This window comes from Anaeromassilibacillus sp. An250 (genome assembly GCF_002159845.1).
Taxonomy (GTDB): Bacteria; Bacillota; Clostridia; order Oscillospirales; family Acutalibacteraceae; genus Anaeromassilibacillus; species Anaeromassilibacillus stercoravium.
The window spans coordinates 216455-230480 of record NZ_NFJK01000002.1; the positions used below are offsets into that span (position 1 = coordinate 216455).

Below are 14026 nucleotides of genomic sequence, written 5' to 3' on the forward strand. Positions count from 1 at the left end.
AGCAACCGAATGGAAAAATCTCCACCAACTCTTTGGTGGAGATTTTTTAAAGCCAGGAGGCCGGAGCGGCCGCCTTTGGTTGTAGAGGGCGGGCAGAATAAAAATGAAAATCGATGGCAATGCCATGATGGGGAGGAGTTTTACAATGACTGAGCGTGAAAAGATGGAAAAGGGCCTCTGGTACGATGCCAATTATGATGCGGAACTGCTGGAAGAGCGGTTGCAGGCCGAAGATTTATGCTTTGCGTTTAACCAGACGCGCCCCAAAGAATCCGAGCGGAAGGAAGAGATTCTGAAGCAGCTTTTACCCCATAAGGGCGAACATGTCACCATCCTGGCCCCGTTTTACACGGACTACGGCTACAATTGCCGGATCGGGGAGGAGACCTTTCTCAACCACAATGCCTACCTGATGGACGGCGCGCCGATCACCATCGGCAAGCATTGCTTTATCGGCCCCAATTGCGGCATGTACACGGCAAACCATCCGCTTGTGGCAGAGGAGCGAAACCAGGGCTTGGAGCAGGCAAGGCCGATTACCATTGGCGACAATGTTTGGATTGGGGCCGACGTCACCATCCTTCCGGGGGTCACCATTGGCGAGGGGAGCGTCATCGGCGCGAAAAGCGTGGTGACAAAGGATATTCCCCCCAATGTCATTGCCTTGGGGAACCCTTGCCGCGTCCTGCGTGCCATCACCGAGGCGGATCGGGTTCAGAAAGCCGATGAACCTCAAGTGGGGAAATAAAGGCTGCATTTCCCAGAAATGCCGGCTTCCCAGGCCGGGAGGATGATGTCTCCAAAGGAAAACTGTCCCTAGAAAAGAATCGTTTGATCGAGCGAAAGCGCCGGAGCACCCGCTGTTTTGCGTGGCTGCCGGCGTTTTTCCGTTGTAGTAGCTGTTCTGCATTTTATGTAGGTGTGTGAGAAAATTTCACAAGAGAAATCTTGACTTGAAACTGGACTGCATTGTAGCGTATGTAATGCGCATAAAGCGAGGTGATCAGGCAGCGCGAAAGAAAACGGGTCATCCTTTTTCTATGGATAACATACGGGAATGATTCCTTCCATAAGGAAATGGAGCATCCCCATTGCTACAGCCGCACGATCGGCGGCCGCGCAAATCTGTCCTTCTGTGTGGAACGGCCATTCAAGGGGCTGTAACAGATGATCTGGAAAGGAAAAACACCATGAGAAGTATTTTAGAGCGCCTATATGAAGGGGAACTTTATCCAGCGGAGAAGATTGTTTCCACGGACCCCAAATATCCTCTTTTGGAACGCGAAATCCACAAAGTGCAGAAGGATCTGCATGTGTTATTGAACGAGGATGGGCGAAAACAGTTGGAGCATTTGGGCAAGCTCTATATGGAAGAAAACACCATGGACTGTTACGCGGGGTTTCGCCACGGTTTCCAATTGGGCGCCCGGCTGATGTACGAGATTTTTATCCGGGAAGAGCGTTAATCAGGAAAGCGGGATAGAGCGTCCTGTGTTCAAATGACAAAAGGCCGGAACCACAGAGGGTTTCGGCCTTGTATTCTGCATATTTTATAGCTCCCGCATCCAATATTTGCGGTCTAAAGCGCGGTATTGGACCGCTTCCGCTGCATGGACGGCTTCGATGCAATCGCTGCCATCCAGGTCTGCGATGGTGCGGGCCACCTTGAGCACGCGGTCGTATGCGCGGGCCGACAGGCCGATGGTTTCGAAGGCGCGCTTGAGAAGCGCCCGGGCGCTGTCGCTCAGAATGCAGTAGGTATGCAGGCGGTCCGGCGTGATGCGGGCATTGCAGGGGATGCCCGTCCCGCGAAAGCGTTCGTTTTGGATGGCACGCGCCGCGTCTACCCGCTTCTTGACCGACGCGGAAGATTCCGCGGGCTCCGCCGAATCCAGTTTGTCAAACTCCACGGCGGGCACCTCGATGTGAAGGTCGAGGCGGTCGAGCAGTGGGCCGCTCACACGGGCGAGATAGCGGGAAACAGCGCCTGCGCTGCAAATACAATGCTTGGTAGGGTGGCCGAAATATCCACAGGGACAGGGGTTCATTGCGGCCACCAGCATGACGCTGCACGGATACGATACCGTCCCCTGCGCGCGGGAAATGGTCACACGGCCGTCCTCGATCGGCTGGCGGAGGACCTCCATGGCGCTGCGGGAAAATTCCGGAAGTTCGTCCAGGAACAGGACCCCATTGTGGGAGAGGGAGAGCTCCCCCGGCTTTGGCAGGGCTCCGCCTCCGGAAAGGCCGGCTGCGGACACCGTGTGATGGGGCGAACGGAAGGGCCTTGTCCGGACAAGGGGAGCGCTGGCGGGCAGTACCCCTGCAATGGAATGAATTTTGGTGGTCTCGATCGATTCCGCAAAGGTCATATCCGGCAGGATGGAGGGGAGCCGCTTGGCCAACATGCTTTTTCCGGAACCCGGCGGGCCGATCAACAGGACATTGTGCATGCCGGCAGCCGCGACCTCCAGGGCGCGCTTGGCTTCCTCCTGCCCGCGGACCTCGGAAAAGTCGGGCAAGGGGACGCCGGTTTGCGTCGGATGTTCCTCCGGAATTGCAGAGGCAAGCGGTTGCCGTCCGGTTAGATGTGCAAAGAGTGCTGCGAGATTTGGGACCGGGTAGACCTCCAATCCCTGCACCACCGCCCCTTCGGGAGCGTTTTGCGCGGGGATATAAAAACGCCGGAATCCCGCTTCCTTGGCCGCAATCGCCATGGGAAGTGCGCCGCGGATGGGGCGCACTTCCCCGGAAAGGGAGAGTTCCCCCAAAAACACACTGTCTTCCAACCCGGCGTCCAGCTGGCCGGAGGCGCGCAGCAGGGAGATCAGGATTGGAAGGTCATAGAGTGTACCTTCTTTGCGCTTGTCCGCCGGGGCGAGATTCACGGTGATCCGGCTGACGGGAAACTGAAACCCCACGTTTTTCAGCGCCGCCCGGACACGGTCCCGCGCTTCACGTACCGCGGCGTCCGGCAATCCCACCATCTCGAAGGCGGGGAGGCCCCGCGAGAGATCCGTTTCTACCTCGACCACAAAGGCGTCCAACCCATACAGCCCCATACTGTGTACTTTTTCCACCATCGTTCCTTCCCCCGCTCCTGCATGAAAGTCTCTTCAAATTATACGGCATGGAGCGAAGGAATGCGGAAAAGGTGGCAAATGGTCACCTAACAGGACGGCTCGCGATACCGCTTGAGCAGATTCGGGATGTCCTCGACGCGGACCGATGCATAGAGCGTTTGGTCGACCGTCAGGTTGGGCGCGCTGCCGCATTGCTTCAGGCAGTTGCGGGTTTCCAGCCGGAAGCAACCGTCCGGCGTGGTCTCGCCGGGGGCAATTCCCAGGGCATTTTCCACAGCGCGCAGAAGGGCCGTCCCGCCTTTTGCCGAGCAGCGCGGGCCGGTACACACTACAATCCGGTGGCGGTAGGCCGCCGGAGTAAGCCCCGGCACCCTCCGCACCAGCGCTGCAATCAGGGAAGGCGCCGTACCGACGGCTTGGGCAACCCGCTGTTGTACGCTGTCGGGGACGCAGCCGTAGAGCTGCTGCACTTCCCGCAGGAGCGCGATGACGGCCTGTTGGTCGCCGGGCCCCGCCGTATCTTTATATCGTTCTAAGATGTTTTCCAATGTGATTTCCTGTTTTTCCATATATTTCAGACCTCCTTGCTGCATTTCTGAGGGTATTTTTCCCTTCCACTTTATTTGGAATACGAACGCCCTGCCAAACGGCAGGGCGTGGATGTTTAGGCAAGCTGCATATTGGGATAGACCTTCTTTAGATATTCGTCTGTGTAATGTTCGTCCAGGAAAACGGCTATGGGATTGTTCGCGGGGATGCCCAAATGCCGGTTGGTCTGCCGGCGGATTGCCGCGGAAGAGATTATAATATCAAACACCATAAAGACCAGCAGCACCCAGGCGATCACCTTTCCGGGCCGGTTGGGGATGCGCTCAATGAGATTGGTGAAAAACGGGAGCATGTGCTTTAAGAAAATCAATCCCAAAATGCCCCAGCAGACCGCGAAAAAGACATTGGTGCGCCCCTGGACATTCAATGGGGAGTCGCTGTATTCCCAGGATACCGTGCCGAAGATCAGCTCCTGGAACAGGGAACACAGGTATTCAAAGACGCCGCCGATGATGCCGCTGGCGAGGAAGATTACCACGCCGTTTGCATGCCGGAAGCGGTAGAGGACCACCGTAAAGATCACAGCCCCGATTCCATAAACCGGGCTGAACGGGCCGTAAATCAACCCCTGGCGGCTCTCAAAATACCCGAGGCGCAAGTAACACCAGAGCATCTCGATGCAGTAGCCGACAACACACCCGATCATAAAAATAAAGAATAACTTATAGAAATTTAAACCGTGGGCAAAGGAATCCTTGCGTCCTTCTACGGGGGTATAGCTATGTACTTTTTCTTCCTTTTTTCCAAATTTGACCATGGGACACCTCTTTCTCATACAATATATGTCGGACAATGTCGGTAAGGGAAATCTTAACACAAAGTACCTCGCCTGTAAAGCAAACAAAGAAATCCGGGAAACCGGAAAAGTCTTTGTGAAAAACCATTCAAGGCTTTTGTGAAAAGAGCTTTGCCCTCCGCATTGACGAAATAAAACAAATATATTTTTTTCGAAGGGTAAATATTTGTTGACTTTATAGAGAGAATGCAGTATGATATAAAAAGTCATAAGGAATGCGAGTCTCATGAGGTGTTTGGTTTGGCCGCAGAAACGCACAACAACCGAATGGAATCTTATCCCGATCAGCAGCTGGCCGCACTTGTGAGAGACGGAGATCCGGATGCCTTTTTGGAATTGACTTCCCGTTATATGACGCTCATCCGGGCAAAGGCGGCGCCGTTTCACGGCACCATGCTGGAGGCGGACGATTTGTGTCAGGAAGGGCTGTTGGGATTGCTGGATGCAGTCCGAAGTTTCCGGGAGGACGGGGGCGCAAGCTTCCGGACGTATGCGGGGACTTGTATCACCAATCGCATCATTATGGCTTACCGGTGGGCGGCCGGTCGGAAAAATCTTCCGCTGAACAATTTCGTCCCGCTCAATGAGGAGGGGACTTCCTGCGGCGCATTCGCCGGGGAGGAGGTCAACCCCGAAAAAATGCTGGTGGAGGAAGAAGACCTGCATCTTCTCAAACAGTTCATCAGCCGTGGTTTGTCTAAAATGGAACGCCAGGTGCTTATGCTTTATTTGGGCGGTTATAGTTACAAGGAGATTGCCGACTCCCTCCGCATTACCTCGAAGGCCGCAGATAACGCCCTGCAACGTGTGCGCCGCAAGCTCAAAGAACCGTTTTAGTCCCATTCATATGCCCAGCTCAAGAGGAGCGTTGTTTTATGGCAAAGGCGCGGTGCAAATCCGGCAAGGGCAAATATCTTTAATCTGAAGCGAGGTATATCAAATGTACGAAGACAAGACTCTCATCTGCAAAGAATGTGGCGCTGAATTTGTTTTCACCGCCGGTGAGCAGGAATTCTATGCTTCCAAGGGTTTCGTAAACGAGCCCCAGAGATGCAAGGCCTGCCGCGATGCGCGCAAGAATGCTGCAAAGCCTGAGCGCGAAATGTTCACCGCCATCTGCGCGAGCTGTGGCAAGGAAGCAAGAGTTCCCTTTAAGCCCCGTGAGGACCGCCCGGTTTACTGCAGCGAGTGCTTTGCAAAGATGAGGGAAGAATAAGTTATATACATTCTTTCATTTGCCAGTCGAGCGCCCCGGAATGTTCCGGGGCGTTTTTCGTTTTGCAGTGGGGAATGTGTCAAATCTTCGTATTGCAATCCGATGGACGGGGTATTATAATAAAAACCAGAATTTTGCTTTCTATATATGAAGCGCAATCGAAACGATAGGAGGAACCAACATGGCTGCTGTTACAAAAGATACCATCATTGGCGATATTCTCGATATGGACAAGACCACCGCTCCTTTCTTTATGGAGATGGGGATGCATTGCCTGGGCTGCCCGGCTTCCCGCGGGGAGACGTTGGAGCAGGCCTGCATGGTACACGGTGTGGACCCGGAGGAAATGGTGAAAAAGCTCAATGCCCATATGGAGGGCAAATAAGCTCGGATCGGTTTACACGCCGCCCGTCAACATGTTTGGCGGGCGGCGGTTCCATATTTGGAGAAAAGGAGGCCCATTGTATGCCCCATCCGTTGTTTCGCCTGGGCAACCGCCTGGCGTTGTGCGCTTCCATGGTGCGGGAGGGGACAAAGCTGGCGGACATCGGGACGGACCACGCCTATTTACCCATCTGGCTCGCGCGCAAGGGGCGGGTTTCCAGCGCCATCGCCGCGGACGTCAAGCCCTTGCCGCTGCGTTCCGCAGAACAGAATATCCGCCGCTACTATGTGGAGGAACAGGTTACCACCCGGCTTTCAGACGGGCTGCGCGCGTTATCTCCGGACGAAGCGGACGACATCGTCCTGGCGGGCATGGGCGGGGAACTCATCATCCGCCTGATCGGGGAGGCGCCGTGGCTGAAAGCGGGTGACAAGCGCCTGATTTTGCAGCCGATGACGTCGGCGGAGGAGCTGCGCCGGTTCCTAGAGCGGGAGGGGTTTGCGATCCTGCGCGAGCAGGCGGCCGAGGAGGACGGCCACGTCTATTCCGTCATGCTGGTGGAGTACTGCCCCGCGCAGGCGGGCGGCGGCGAGCTGTACCCCTATATCGGCAAGCTGGATGGGTCCACGCCGGAAAGCCGCGCCTACATAGCGAAATGTGCGCGGCGGCTTTCTAAAAAAGCGCAGGGGATGCGTCTCTCAGGAAATGCGGAAGAGGCGTCAAGCCTGCAAATGATTTTGGAGAAGCTGCAACAGCTCTGTGAGACGAACAACGAAAAAGGAGGATTGGTTATGGCGACTGTTGGACAATTTTATGATTTTATCGATGCATTTGCACCGTTTCATACCGCAATGGGATTTGACAACCCGGGCCTTCTTGTGGGAGCGCGCGATACGGAGGTCCGTTCGGTGTTGTTTGCTTTGGACATTACGCCGCAGGTGGTGCGTGAGGCGGCGGAAATGGGGGCGCAGTTGATCGTAAGCCACCATCCTGTTATTTTCCACCCCTTGAAGAGCCTTTCGCCCGACTCGGCGCCCTATCTGCTGGCACAGTACGGGATCGCCGCCATCTGCGCCCATACCAATCTGGATATGGCGCAGGGCGGGGTGAACACCTGCTTGGCGGAGCGGTTACAGCTCAAAAACGTGCGGATGCTCAAGGAATACGAGCACAGCGACCTGCCGGAGGGCCTGATCGGGGAGACCGGCCATCCCTACACGCCGGAAGAATTTGCTGCGTTTGTAAAAGATGTGTTGGGGTGCGACGGCCTAAAATATGTGAACGGGGGCAAGACCATCACCACTGTGGGCCTCTGTGGGGGAGCTGGAGCGGACCTCACGCCGGACGCTGCCGCGCAGGGGGCGCAGGCGATGGTCACCGCGGACACGAAGCACAACCAGCTTCTCGATGCGGAGGATATGGGGATCACACTGGTGGACGCAGGCCATTTCTTTACGGAGGACGTGGTGATTGCGCCGCTGATGGAGCGGCTTCAGAACCGCTTCCCGGAGGTAAAAATGGCCAAGTCCGTGCGGGCGCACAGCCCGGCCCGATTCCTCTAATCCCATGCCGGCGGTAAAAGCTCGCCGCGATGGAAAGGATGGATACCAATGGCTCTGGATGGAGCATTTTTGAGACATTTAAAAAAGGAACTTGAAGAAGCCGCGCTCGGGGCGCGCGTGGAGAAGATCGCGCAGCCAAACCGGGAAGAGATGGTGTTTACCCTGCGCACGCGGACCGATCACTATAAACTTCTCCTGTCTGCACGGGCAAACAGCGCGCGCATCCATTTTACCCAGTATGTGCCGGAGAACCCCAAAGTGCCGCCCATGCTGTGTATGCTGCTGCGCAAGAGGCTGTCCGGCGCGAAACTGGCCGCTGTGCGGCAGCCCGGCCTAGAGCGCCTGCTACTTTTGGATTTTGATGCGATCAATGAATTGGGCGACGAAGTGCGCCTGACGCTGGCGGTGGAGATCATGGGCCGCTACAGCAATATCATTTTGGTGGACGAAAACGGCAAGATCGTCGATGCGCTCAAGCGCGTCGATGCGGAGATGTCCTCTGAGCGCCTGGTGCTGCCGGGGTTGACGTATCAGCTCCCGCCGCCGCAGAACAAGCTCTGCATGCTCGAAGCGGAGCCGGAGGAGATTTTGGCGCGCCTGCGGGCGTTGCCCGCCGATACGGAGCTCTCAAAGGCGCTGCTGTCCAGTTTGCAGGGCGTTTCGCCGGTGGTCTGCCGGGAGTTGCAGCATTTGACCGGGCGCGGCGCCGATCTGTATACCCAGGAGATGACGGAGGAACACTGGGAACGTCTGCGCTTTTTCCTGACCCGCCTGGTCCGGGAAGTGCGCGGGACCGAGGGCGCGCCTTACATGGCGGTCAGCGTGGCCAAAAAGCCGATGGATTTTTCGTTTATAAATATTACGCAGTATGGGACGGCGGCCGTCGTCAACCGGCAGGAGACCTTTTCCGGCCTTCTGGATGCCTTTTATGCGGGCCGCGACCGGATCGAGCGCATGCGCGCCCGCTCGCAGGATCTGCTGCGGGTGCTCTCGAATGCGTCCGACCGCCTGAGCCGGAAGATCAACATCCAGCGCGCCGAGTTGGAGAAGTGCGCGGAGCGCGACCAGCTGCGCATCTGCGGCGACTTGATCAGCGCCAACCTCTATCAGATTGAAAAGGGCAGCACGGTTGTGTCCCTGCAAAATTTTTACGAACCGGATGCTCCGCTGGTCAAAATTAAGCTGGACCCTTCGAAGACGCCTTCCCAGAATGCGCAGAAGTATTACAAGGACTACCGGAAGGCGCGCACGGCGGAGGAGAAGCTCACCGAGCAGATCGGCCAAGCCCAGCAGGAACTGGAATACCTGGATACGGTCTTTGAGGAATTGAGCCGGGCCAAGGTGGAACGCGACCTTTCCGAGATCCGGCAGGAGCTGGTGGAGCAGGGGTATATCCGCGCGCAAAAGGGGAAGCAGAAGCCCGTAGCGGCCGCAGCGCCGTTGGAATTTACATCCAGCGACGGCTTCCGTATTTTGGTGGGGCGGAACAACCGGCAGAACGACCGCCTCACGCTGAAGCAGGCAAACAACAACGACATCTGGCTGCATACCAAGAATATCCCCGGTTCGCATACGATCCTGGTGACGGATGGGCGCGAACCGACGGAGACAGCCATCCGCGAGGCGGCGATGCTGGCGGCGGCGCACAGCCGCGCGCGGGATTCTTCACAGGTGCCTGTGGATTACACGCAGGTCCGCAATGTCAACAAGCCATCCGGGGCGAAGCCCGGCATGGTGATCTATGTCAAGTATAATACCGTTTATGTGACCCCCGCAGCCTCCGAAGAGGTATAACGTTGGCGATTGATACAGGGAATGGTTTGAAGAAACGATTTGTTGTTTCAAAGGACATCCGATGGCCAGAAAATGGTTGTTTTGGCAGTGTGGGGGCTTTCTGCTCCAGCCTTCCCGACGCAGAAACCGTCCGGTGCGTTGACAGAAAAGAAACGGAGGGTATATAATAACCCTTATATTTTAGGGACAGCTGGATGGTTTTGGCGAACCATGTGGAAGATACAGGGAATACACAATTTCGGTTTGGAGGATACGGAATGAACGAATATACGGAGAAATCTGGCAATCTGCTGGAGCGGGCCGCAGATTTGCTTGCGGATTTGATGCAGACCATCTTCTTAACAGTGCTCAAGCCCTTTGTAGGGCTGGCGCAGAGGATGAGCGACCGCTTGAAGAATTTTTTGATTAGCGCATCGTTCTTTGGAATCATGGTCATCATCTATTTGGAACACACAAACATCACCAGCCTGATTTTGCAGCATCTTCCGCTGCCGTCGGTCGTGAAATATGTCTTTTTCGACCTGCTCGGCTGTGTGCTGATGGCAGTGGTGGCAGTCTGTTCCATCAAGGGCCCCTTACAGCGGAGGCGCTGCAATGCGATGATGACGCTGTTGTGGGCCGGCATGTGTATCTTCTTTATCGTATCGGCGATCTACACGTCGCTTGACTGGGCGGCCATATCGATCATCTTTACTTTGGTGTTCCCGTGCGTCTATTTTATCTGGAATAACCGCAGGGATTACGGAACCCTGTTCCGCCTGGTGACAAAGGGCTTGGTGAGCTTTAACCTGGTCTTTTTTGTGCTGAGCGTTCTGTTCAGCCCGATCACCGGCGGCCAGTACCGCGCCCTGTTTACCAATGCCAATTCCCTTGGCCAATACCTGACCTGTACCATTCCGCTCTTCATGATGAATTACACGCTTGCATGGCGCAAGATCGGCCAGAAACCCCGTGTTGCCGCGCCGGTGCGTTTCGACGCGCACCGTCCCGGCACATGGTTCCGGTATCTGGCGTTTGTCTGCCGCATGCATAAGGAGCTGATCCCCTCCCTGTTGGGGCTGGGCACCTCGGTCGCCCTGATCGTATTCAGCCGTTCGCGTACCGCGCTGCTCGCCGCGGCGGTCACGCTTGTCCTTTGGTTTGTTTTAAACTATATTGTGGCGCATTGGGGCGAAGGCTTTAAAGCGATCGCTCTGCGCGCTGTCCAGCACATCGTCCCGATGGTCCTGGCGGTTGTCATCTGTGTTCCCGGCACGTTTTGGCTTATTAAGGGCGGCACGTATGTGGTGTATTACTATGCAGCGGTCAACGATTTGCTGCCGGAGGGCTATGAATACCTCGATCCGCGCCTGCAGGGGACAAGGTTGGACGACGCCATCAATGCGGCTATGGACCGCTTGGATACGGAGGGGAAGACCGCCGACCAGGTGACCACGCACCGCACCTTGATTTGGAAGGCGTTTGCGCAGCGCATAGAGCCCTTCGGCCATGAGCGCGGCCAGATCTATGTGCACGATTATGGCGTCGCGGCAACCGCGCACAACTGCATCATACAGATCTTGTATGACAGCGGCATTTTTACCGCTTTGTTCTATTTTGCGATCAATGTGGCGTCCGGCTTCCGCGCGCTGCTGTATTATTTCCGCCGCCGGAAAGGGGATGCGTATGCCATTTTCCCGGTGTTGCTGATGCCGGGCTATCTGGTGACCTCGCTGTTGGCGTCCTCCTATCCGCCGTTTGCCTACAGCATTGCCCTGGTCTATTGGCTGATCCAGGCGCCGCTCTTTGAAAAGAAGATTCACAAGCTGGATAGCCTGCCCGAATCTGTGTAAACAGGAGCATCGTTATGAAACGACTCATTTTAATCACCGATCACTATCCTTATACCAGGGGGGAACTGCCGTTTGTCCAGCCGGAGCTCGCGGTGACGTGCCAGCATTTTGAGGTGAGCGTCATCTGTAAGAGTCCCGCGGAAAAGCAGGAGTATCCGCTTCCTCCTGGTGTGAAATTGTATCACTATCATAAAGACGCGACCATGGAGGAGAAGATCCGCAACCTATTCGGCTGCCTCCTGGATGGCAATTACTACCGCAGCGTATTTGGGAAGGAACATGCAAAAGGGTCGTGGCGTGCCCGCGAAGCAGAGGTGCGCAATTTCAGGCTGTCCGCCCATCTCTTTCGAAAATACCTGCGGGATGAGGGCTTTTTCGACCGCATCGAACATACCATTTATTACTCCTATTGGTACAATTACGGGGCTATGGCGCTTGCATTGGAGAAACAGCGCCACCCGCGGATGCGCATCATCACGCGCACGCATGGCTATGATCTCTATAACGAGCGCTCTCCGGCTGGCGTCCAGCCGTACAAGCGCTTTATGGACCGGCATATGGATGCGGTGTTTTTCGTATCGCGCCGGGCCTGTGCGTACTATAAAAAGCATTTTGCTACGCAGGACAATGGGCATTATCAACTGGCCTATCTTGGCGTACCGGATAATGGCCTAAATCCGCCCGGCAAGGGGGAGGAGATCAGCCTGTTCTCCTGTTCCAACGTCATCCCGATCAAACGTGTGGGCCTTTTGGTGGAAGCGCTCTCCTTGCTCCCGGGGCGGAAGATCCGCTGGGTCCATGCGGGCGGGGGCAGCCAGGAGGAAGCCGTCCGCCGGCTTGCAGAGGAAAAATTGGGTGGAAATCCAGAGGTTTCCTATGCATTTCTGGGGGCTGTTCCGAATGAGGAAGTGATTGCTTATTATAAATCCACGCATGTGGATTTGTTCCTCACTGCTTCGGAGACGGAAGGCGGAACACCGGTGTCCATTATGGAGGCGTTTTCCTTTGGCGTGCCCGCTGTGGGGACGGATGTCGGCGGGATACCGGAGATGATCAATGCAGGGACCGGCTTTTTGCTCAGCGCAAACCCAACCCCGCAGGAGATTGCAGCGGCGATCGCCGCCTATGCTGACGCGCCCGCTGCCAAAAAGACCGCTTTGCGCAGCAATGCACGCCAGATGTGGCATGCCTCTTTTTACGACAAGGCCAACCACACGCGCTTTGCCAGCGAATTGGAAAAACTGTAGCAGGGTGTTGTGCCCGGATATACGCAAGTAAGATGCGAATTTGGTCTTTGGAGGGTACACATTGGATAAATATAAACGATTGATTTCCAATACCGTGATCTTTGCAATTGGCACGTTCAGTTCGAAGGTGCTGGTTTTCCTATTGATGCCGCTGTATACGCGCGTATTGACGGATGCGGAATATGGCGTCACCGATCTGATCGTACAGACAGGGAATCTCCTGCTCCCGCTGGTGTCCTTAGGGATTATCAATGCGGTGATCCGCTTTGGCCTGGACCGGCAGGTCCGCAAGAGCGATGTGTTTACAACGGGGCTCTCCGCCATTCTGGTCGGCTTTTGCGTCATGCTTCTGTTGTATCCGCTCCTGAGCTTGTTGGATTTCCTTTCGGACTATACGGTGCTGATCTACGCCTTCGTGCTGATGTCCAGCCTGCGGTCGCTCTGTTCCCAATTTGTGCGGGCGCGGGGCCAGGTGCGGCTCTATGCCGTGGACGGCATTGTCAGCACGCTCACGACCATTTTATTCAATGTTTTGTTCCTGGTCGCTCTCGATTGGGGCATATTCGGTTATGTCCTGGCAATTGTGTGCTCGGATACGCTCTCGGTGCTCTTTTTAGGATTGAATGCGCAGCTGTGGCGCTTTATCCGGTTCAAGGGGCTCCGCCGCACCGTATCGAAGGCGATGCTGAAATATGCCATACCGCTGATCCCCAACAATGTCCTCTGGTGGATCACGAATGTGTCCGACCGGTATATGGTTGCCTATCTGCTGGGAAACGACGCCAACGGCCTCTATGCGGTGGCCTATAAGGTGCCTTCGATTGTGGTGCTGGTCTCCGGCATTTTTATGGATGCCTGGCAGATGTCCGCCATCACAGAGACGCAGGGACGTGGAAGCTTTTTTACCAGGGTATTCCGTTCTTATACCTCCCTGCTGTTTATCACTGGCTCTGGAATTATCCTATTCAGCAAGGTGATCACGAAGCTTTTGGTGTCCGAAGCATTCTATCCATCATGGCAGTACATCCCCTTTTTGGTTATGGCGACGGTATTTACTTGTATTGTCAATTTCCTGGGAAGCATCTATATGGTGGAAAAGAAGAGTATGCTGTCCCTGGCGACCACAGCGGTGGGCGCTGTGACCAACGTAATTTTAAATTTTTTGCTGATCCCGCGCTTTGGCGTAAACGGCGCGGCATTCGCCACCTTTATCAGCTATTTCGTGGTCTTCCTGCTGCGCGCGGTGGACACACGGCGCTTTGTACGGATGCGTTATAGCGAACTCCGCTTGGCAATCAATATGATTCTTTTGTTGCTGCAAAGCTTTGTGATGATTTTGGAGCTGCCTTATTGGATCGCAATGGAGATTTTCTTGACCGCCTTGATGATCCTGCTGAACGCAGGGGAACTGCTGGTCAGTTTGCGGAAGATATTGGCACGCAGATAAAAAGCGGGCACGCCGGCGTGCATGGGAGCGGTCTGTTCCCATGTACCGGCGTGCC

At 55.6% G+C, this 14026-nt stretch carries 13 protein-coding genes; 10 read left to right on the forward strand and 3 right to left on the reverse strand.

Annotated elements, in window-relative coordinates; all coding sequences use genetic code 11:
* Positions 1-145: 145 nt before the first annotated feature.
* Positions 146-748 (forward strand): sugar O-acetyltransferase, encoded by a 603-nt coding sequence (locus tag B5F54_RS02620; RefSeq protein WP_087230085.1) that lies wholly within the window; start codon positions 146-148, stop codon positions 746-748.
* A 442-nt stretch (positions 749-1190) separates the two neighbouring features.
* Positions 1191-1466 (forward strand): DUF6809 family protein, encoded by a 276-nt coding sequence (locus B5F54_RS02625; RefSeq protein WP_087230087.1) that lies wholly within the window; start codon positions 1191-1193, stop codon positions 1464-1466.
* Positions 1467-1550: 84 nt separating this feature from the next.
* Here B5F54_RS02625 and B5F54_RS02630 read toward each other — a convergent pair whose 3' ends face one another.
* The 3 genes from B5F54_RS02630 to B5F54_RS02640 form a co-directional block, all read right to left on the reverse strand.
* Complete coding sequence (locus tag B5F54_RS02630; RefSeq protein WP_087230090.1) at positions 1551-3083, reverse strand: YifB family Mg chelatase-like AAA ATPase; 1533 nt, start codon at positions 3081-3083, stop codon at positions 1551-1553.
* A gap of 86 nt (positions 3084-3169) precedes the next feature.
* Positions 3170-3652, reverse strand: a complete 483-nt coding sequence (locus B5F54_RS02635; protein ID WP_172749509.1) for an NADH-quinone oxidoreductase subunit NuoE family protein — start codon at positions 3650-3652, stop codon at positions 3170-3172.
* A 95-nt stretch (positions 3653-3747) separates the two neighbouring features.
* Positions 3748-4449: a putative ABC transporter permease gene (locus tag B5F54_RS02640; protein ID WP_087230096.1), complete on the reverse strand. Its 702-nt coding sequence runs from the start codon at positions 4447-4449 to the stop codon at positions 3748-3750.
* A 279-nt stretch (positions 4450-4728) separates the two neighbouring features.
* Here B5F54_RS02640 and B5F54_RS02645 point away from each other — a divergent pair, with 279 nt between their 5' ends.
* The 8 genes from B5F54_RS02645 to B5F54_RS02690 all read left to right on the forward strand — a co-directional run bounded on the left by B5F54_RS02645 (position 4729) and on the right by B5F54_RS02690 (position 13971).
* On the forward strand, positions 4729-5325 hold the full coding sequence (locus B5F54_RS02645; RefSeq protein WP_237967120.1) for a sigma-70 family RNA polymerase sigma factor: 597 nt from the start codon (positions 4729-4731) through the stop codon (positions 5323-5325).
* A gap of 103 nt (positions 5326-5428) precedes the next feature.
* Complete coding sequence (locus tag B5F54_RS02650; protein ID WP_054323897.1) at positions 5429-5704, forward strand: zinc-ribbon domain containing protein; 276 nt, start codon at positions 5429-5431, stop codon at positions 5702-5704.
* A 181-nt stretch (positions 5705-5885) separates the two neighbouring features.
* Positions 5886-6089 (forward strand): DUF1858 domain-containing protein, encoded by a 204-nt coding sequence (locus B5F54_RS02655; RefSeq protein ID WP_087230099.1) that lies wholly within the window; start codon positions 5886-5888, stop codon positions 6087-6089.
* A gap of 80 nt (positions 6090-6169) precedes the next feature.
* Complete coding sequence (locus tag B5F54_RS17995) at positions 6170-7651, forward strand: Nif3-like dinuclear metal center hexameric protein (RefSeq protein ID WP_242969616.1); 1482 nt, start codon at positions 6170-6172, stop codon at positions 7649-7651.
* Between the two features lie 69 nt (positions 7652-7720).
* Complete coding sequence (locus B5F54_RS02670; protein ID WP_330396766.1) at positions 7721-9445, forward strand: Rqc2 family fibronectin-binding protein; 1725 nt, start codon at positions 7721-7723, stop codon at positions 9443-9445.
* 257 nt (positions 9446-9702) lie between these two features.
* Positions 9703-11277, forward strand: coding sequence for a hypothetical protein (locus tag B5F54_RS02680; RefSeq protein ID WP_087230108.1), 1575 nt, complete (start codon positions 9703-9705; stop codon positions 11275-11277).
* A 14-nt stretch (positions 11278-11291) separates the two neighbouring features.
* Positions 11292-12524 carry a glycosyltransferase gene (locus B5F54_RS02685; protein ID WP_087230111.1) on the forward strand — a complete coding sequence of 411 codons (1233 nt, stop codon included), beginning with the start codon at positions 11292-11294 and terminating at the stop codon, positions 12522-12524.
* A gap of 61 nt (positions 12525-12585) precedes the next feature.
* Positions 12586-13971 (forward strand): oligosaccharide flippase family protein, encoded by a 1386-nt coding sequence (locus tag B5F54_RS02690; protein ID WP_172749510.1) that lies wholly within the window; start codon positions 12586-12588, stop codon positions 13969-13971.
* The last annotated feature ends 55 nt before the right edge of the window (positions 13972-14026 follow it).